The 6,500-nt window shown below is 47.5% G+C and carries 1 protein-coding gene; it reads left to right on the top strand.

Annotated features, from left to right (window positions below; genetic code table 11):
- Positions 1-12 precede the first annotated feature (12 nt).
- Positions 13-6,500: SDR family NAD(P)-dependent oxidoreductase (locus KSP24_RS24055; RefSeq protein WP_216976991.1), on the top strand; the 6,488-nt coding region annotated here is incomplete at its 3' end.

Genomic DNA, 6,500 nt, shown 5'->3' with positions numbered 1-6,500 from the left:
AGGCAATCGAAGATGAAGGACTTTTTTCAAAATATTCTGGGCGAGGTAAAAAGCGGACGGATGCAGAAAGAGGAGGCTATTTTCAGAATACGCCAAGTTCAAGCTCAAATGGCTTCACACGGTACCCTGCAAAGCAAAGCAGGGGCCGAGGCGGGGGCCCTGGCGAATACAGGAATTCTTATGCTTGAGCCTTCATGGAAAGAGCAAGCTGCACTCCAAAAAGCGACTCTCCCTGAATTTAGCCAACATCTGGTGGTGCTTTGCGAACTCGATCATATCTCGGAGCGAAGCATTGAAGCGCTCTTAAAAGGAACCCGATGCATCAAGCTCCATGCCGGTCAAACCGGCATGGATGAACGGTTTCAGGGCTATGCTCTTCAACTGCTTGCGGAAGTGCAAATGATTCTCAAAGAGAATCTGAGGGGCAACGTGCTGGTACAGATTGCTGCTTCCTCCCAAATCGGACAGCAGCTCTTTGCTGGGCTTTTGGGATTGCTGCAAACAGCCGAAAAGGAAAACCCAAGAATCGCAGGGCAATTCGTTGAATTGGAAGCTACAGGTTTGGAAGAGATCGTTGAGAAATTAAAAGAGAACAGCCAATACCCCAAAGACAAAAGGATACGGTATGAGAACGGTAAACGTCTGGTTCTCAGCTGGAATGAAATGAAAGCCCCTGAAACTCCGGGAAGAGTGCCCTGGAAGGATCGGGGGATTTATTTGATTACGGGCGGTGCAGGAGGCTTAGGACTTGCTTTTGCGAGAGATATCGCCCGGCGAGTCCAAGAAGCAACGCTAGTCCTGGTAGGGCGTTCAATATTTGACGAAGGCAAGCAGGCCATATTGGAGGAATTGAAAGCACTGGGAGCCCGCGTAGAGTACAGACGAGCGGACGTATCCCGAAAGGAAGAGGTCTCGCAACTGATCCTAAAGATCCAAGAGGAGCATGGGGGGATTGATGGCATCCTCCATAGTGCAGGGGTGATACAGGATCGTTTTATCATTCATAAGACGCAGGAAGAGTTCAAGGAAGTAATGGCTCCCAAAGTAGCCGGATTGGTCAACCTGGATCAGGCGACGAAGGAGCTAGACCTTGATTTCTTCATTTTCTTCTCATCCATCGCAGGGATTATGGGCAATCCTGGTCAGGCCGATTATGCCGCAGCAAATGCGTTTATGGATGCCTATGCCTTATATCGAAACAGCCTCGTCTCTTCCAAGGAACGCAAAGGGCAGACGCTGTCTGTCAATTGGCCGCTCTGGAAGGATGGAGGAATGCATGCGGATGCCGAAACGGAGATGGCTTGGCAAAGTATTGGCATGGTGGCCATGCAAACTGCAAACGGCGTCAAGGCTTTATATGATAGCCTAGCCTCTGGCCAGAAGCAGGTACTGGTGATAGAAGGGGATTTGCCCAGATTGCGGAAGCATCTATTGGAGCATCAGCCACAGGAAAAATTATATGTTGAAGAGACAGCTTCTTCACCGATAAATCCTGAGCTGCTTCTGGAAAAAACCTTGCACCAGCTTAAAGTATTGTTTGGAGAAGTGACTAAGCTGAGCATTGAAAAGATTGATGTCAGTGAGCCTTTGGAGAGCTACGGCATAGACTCCATCATGATTACAAGGCTCAACCAAAAGCTTCAAGGAGTTTTTGGTGAAATCTCGATGACCCTGTTTTTTGAATATCAGACGTTGGAAGCGGTAGCGGAATATTTTATTGCTGACTACTATGAGGAATGCGTACGGTGGACAGGACTTGGAAGACCGCTAAAGCCGGAAGAAAACTTCGTCCCCGCATCTTTGCATACTGATAGCGAATTATCATTGCCGACTCTACCAAAGGAAGAAAACCATCATGTCAGTAGGACAGTTATAGACACAGGCAGGGTAAAACACGAACAAATAGCCATTATTGGCATGAGCGGACGATTTCCACAAGCGAAAAATATGGAGGAATACTGGAGCAATTTACAACAGGGCAAAGATTGTATTACAGAAATCCCCGCAGATCGCTGGAAGAGGGAAGGATTTTACTCTCCTAACATAAAGGAAGCTGTGGAGAAGGGCAAAAGCTATAGCAAATCTGGGGGATTTGTGGAGGATTTTGCAGATTTTGATCCTCTTTTCTTCAATATATCTCCTCGGGAAGCTATGAGTATGGACCCTCAGGAGCGGATATTCCTGGAAGAATGCTGGAAGGCCCTCGAGGATGCTGGATACAGCAGAGATCAGCTTGCAGCGCAATATAATGGGCGAATTGGCGTCTTTGCAGGCATTACCGCAACAGGCTTCAATTTATACGGACCCAAGCTGTGGGAGCAAGGCAAACCAATCTTTCCTCGCACATCCTTCAGTTCGGTAGCAAATCGAATATCGTATCTCTTGAATCTGAAGGGACCTAGCTTTTCGGTCGATACCATGTGCTCATCGTCATTAACTGCAATCCATGAGGCCTGTGAGCATATCCATAACGGAGAATGCGAGATTGCCATTGCAGGAGGAGTCAACTTATATCTTCATCCTTCCAACTATGTTTTTCTAAGCACAATGCGAATGCTATCGCCAGAGGGACGGTGCAAGAGCTTTGGTGAAGGAGGAAATGGATTTGTCCCTGGTGAAGGTGCGGGTGTTGTGCTGCTCAAACCTTTATCTCGTGCCATTGCCGATAAGGACCATATTTATGCGGTTATTCGCGCAACTAGTATCAATCATGGCGGAAAAACAAACGGGTATACCGTGCCTAATCCGGTAGCACAGGCAGAATTGATCCGAGAAACCTTGGATAAAGCAGGCGTCAATGCTCGAACAGTCAGTTATATTGAAGCTCACGGTACAGGGACAGAACTCGGTGATCCTATTGAAATTACCGGACTTACCCAGGCTTTCAAGAAGGATACACAGGATACAGGGTTCTGTGCGATTGGCTCGGTAAAATCAAACATAGGCCATTTAGAGGCGGCCGCAGGGATTGCGGGAATCGCTAAAATTATTCTGCAAATGAAAAACCGAAAAATTGTCCCAAGCCTGCATGCCAAAGAATTGAACCCCAATATAAACTTTGCCAAAACGCCATTTACAGTTCAGCAGGGACTTGCTGAATGGAAACGTCCGATTTTGGTGAAAAACGGCGAGCAACGGGAATACCCTAGAATTGCAGGCATATCTTCCTTCGGAGCCGGAGGGTCTAATGCCCATATCGTTCTAGAAGAATACATTCCGGCAGAACAGGCTGTCTCTACTCCGCAAAAGCCGGTTGTCATTATATTGTCGGCCAAAAGTGATGAAGCATTGAAAGAGCAGGCTGTTCAGTTGACTGCTGCAATTGATAAAAATGTCTTCTCAGATAACGACCTGGTGAATGCGGCTTACACTTTGCAAATGGGGCGTGAGGCAATGGATGAGCGCCTTGCCGTGGTCGTTCAGTCAGTGGAGGAACTTAGGAACAAACTGCGGGAATTCAATGGGGGAAGACCGGATATTGCACAGCTTTATCGGGGACAGGCCAAGCGGGACAAAGAGAACTTGGATGTAGTTAAGCAGGAAGAAGCGCTGGATGAATCCTTTGATGTCTGGAATCTAGCAGAGAAATACGGCAGGCTTTCGGAATTGTGGGTCAAGGGTGTGTACGTTGACTGGACCAAACTTTACAGTGATGCCCAGCCTTTCCGCATCAGTTTACCCACATATCCCTTTGCTAGGGAACGCTACTGGATATCAGTAGATGAAGAAAAGCCAGCTGGTGTCGCTCCAGCATATCTGCACCCTTTGCTGCATCACAACACCTCCGTTCTTTCTGAGCAAAGATTTAGCTCAACCTTTAACGGTCAGGAGTTTTATCTGAATAGCTCCGGCGTTGACGGAAGACTTGTCCTGTCAGATGGAGCATGTCTTGAAATGGCACGGGCAGCGGTTGAACAGTCGTTAACAGTACAGGAGAAGGGTCAGGCAGGCATCACACTCACAGACATGGTATGGACACATGCTCCTGTCATAGGAGATCGGCCGGAAATACATATAGGACTCTTTCCGGGAGATCAAGGTGGAATTGATTTTAAGATTTACAGCACACGAACCGAAGCAGGCGATCCTGTCATATACAGCGAGGGAAGTGCCGAGCTGGAGGCTCTAAGTAGAACGGAAACATTAGATATTCAGGCTTTGCAGATGGAGTGCATTGATCATATTTCACATGGGGGGGACGATGAAGCACTGCGGACGATTGAAGTTAACTACGGTTCGGAATTCCAGTCCGCTGAGCAAGTTTATATAGGTCAGGACTTGGTACTGGCCAAGCTATCACTGCCTTCCGGTATTACAAATACTGAAGGCCTATTTGTTGTGCATCCCTTCATAACAAGTGCTGCCCTGCAAATGCCCTTATACCTGCTTTCAAATAATGAAAATATTATGCGGTTCACCGGCATTGACTCTCGGAAAAAAATACTGCCGACTGCGATAGATAGGCTTCAAATATTTCAGGAGTGTCCGAGCGACATGTGGGCGTTGGTACGGCATGAAAGAGGAAACCAGATTGATCATAGGGCGCACAAGTATGACATTGATTTGTGCGACGAGGCAGGCAGGATCTGTGTGCGCATAAAAGGGGTCTCCTACAAGGAAGCGGAGAATTGTGAGCAACCGCTCGGTGCAATGATGCTGCAGCCATTCTGGAAAGAACAGGCGGTTGGGGAGGAAACCATAGCAACCGACTACGAACGACATGTGGTCATACTTTGTGAGACAGATGCCATAGCTGCGTTACATGTCGAGGCTTCCTTGACAGGCGTGGAATGTATCACCCTACAAGCCCGCATGGAGGAGGTCGACCGACGCTTTGAAACATATGCCGTTCAGGTCTTTGAGAAAATACAAGGTATCCTGATTAACAAGCCTAAAGGCAAAGTGTTGGTACAAATTGTAATGATGTCTGGAAATGAAAAGCTACTTTTCTCCGGGCTGTGCGGCTTACTCAAAACAGCTCATAAGGAGAATCCAAAGTTCTATGGGCAACTGATTGAAGTAGGGGAAATAGAGAAAAATGAAAGACTCATTGAAATATTAAGATCGAGCAGTCGGCGTCCAGAGGACAGCCGCATCCGGTTTGTAGAAGGCAAACGTTGGATTCCTGCCTGGAACAAGGTCGAAATGCCGTCGATACCACAAATTCCATGGAAAGATCATGGAGTTTATCTGGTTACTGGAGGTGCCAAAGGCCTGGGTCTTATTTTTGCCAAAGAAATTGCGCGTCAGACCAAGGATGCAACTCTGATTCTGACGGGGCGTTCCATGCTGGACGAGGACAAGCTGGCCCCATTGGAAGAATTGAAGGCTTTGGGCGCCAAGGTGGAATATAGACAGGTGGATGTTACGCAGAAGGAAGCGGTGGTTGGCCTGATTGAGGACATCCAAACGGCATACGGCGGAATTAATGGCATTCTGCACAGTGCTGGAATTATCAAAGATAACTATATCATCAAAAAGACGAGCGCAGAATTTAGGGAAGTACTGGCGCCAAAGGTGGCCGGCCTAGCCCATTTGGATCAGGCCAGTAAGGACATGCCCCTAGACTTCTTTATCCTTTTTTCATCAGCTGCGGGAGTGGGCGGAAATGCGGGTCAGTCTGACTATGCTACCGCGAATGCGTTCATGGATGCATATGCTTGGTATCGTAATACCTTGGTATCCTCATGGGAGCGTATGGGCAAAACGCTGTCGATCAATTGGCCGCTATGGAAAGAAGGCGGAATGCGGCCTGACCAGGAGACGGAGAAGGCCTTACAGAATGTAGGTATGTTTGCGATGAGGACAGAGACTGGTATTAGTGCGTTGTATCAAAGTATAGCCTGCATATCGAATCAAGCGATGGTGGTAGAAGGAGACATTGAGCTGATCAGCAGAATGATGATTATGGAAGGACAGCTTGAAGAAAGCGGAGAAGCAGCCCGAGATCAGAGACTCGGATCAGAGGACGACAACGTTCTTTTCTCAGCAAATAAGGTAGTGTCCGTCCAAGATGAACATCTGCTGCGTGAAAAGACAACCAATTACTTAAAGACTTTGCTGTCTTCGTCAATCGAACTGCCTGCATATCGAATTGAAGAGGATACGCCGTTGGAAAATTACGGGGTGGATTCTATTAAGTCCATGGAACTGACCGACCAGTTGGAGAAGACGTTCGATCAGGTGTCGAAGACGATATTTTTTGAATATCCGAATATTCGGAGCTTAACCGAGTATTTTTTGGAATCTCATCGAGACGAATTAATCGCTCTGTTTGGTCTGGAGCAGGCAGTAACTGTAGGTGTAAAAGCCGCCACCGCCACGGCAGCAATGGGTACAGAACTTCGACCAGGAGAAGAACAGCTGCGTGATCAGGTGACAAGTTATCTAAAAGGCTTGCTATCTTCATCTACCGGACTGCCGGAACAACGCATTGAAGAGGATAAAAACCTGGAAAACTATGGAGTTGACTCCATAAAGTCTATGGAAATAACCGATCA

The sequence above is a fragment of the Paenibacillus sp. AK121 genome (genome assembly GCF_019042715.1).
Lineage (GTDB): Bacteria > Bacillota > Bacilli > Paenibacillales > Paenibacillaceae > Paenibacillus > Paenibacillus polymyxa_C.
The sequence above is the reverse complement of the archived record's forward strand: the minus strand, read 5'-3'. Positions and strand labels throughout refer to the sequence as shown.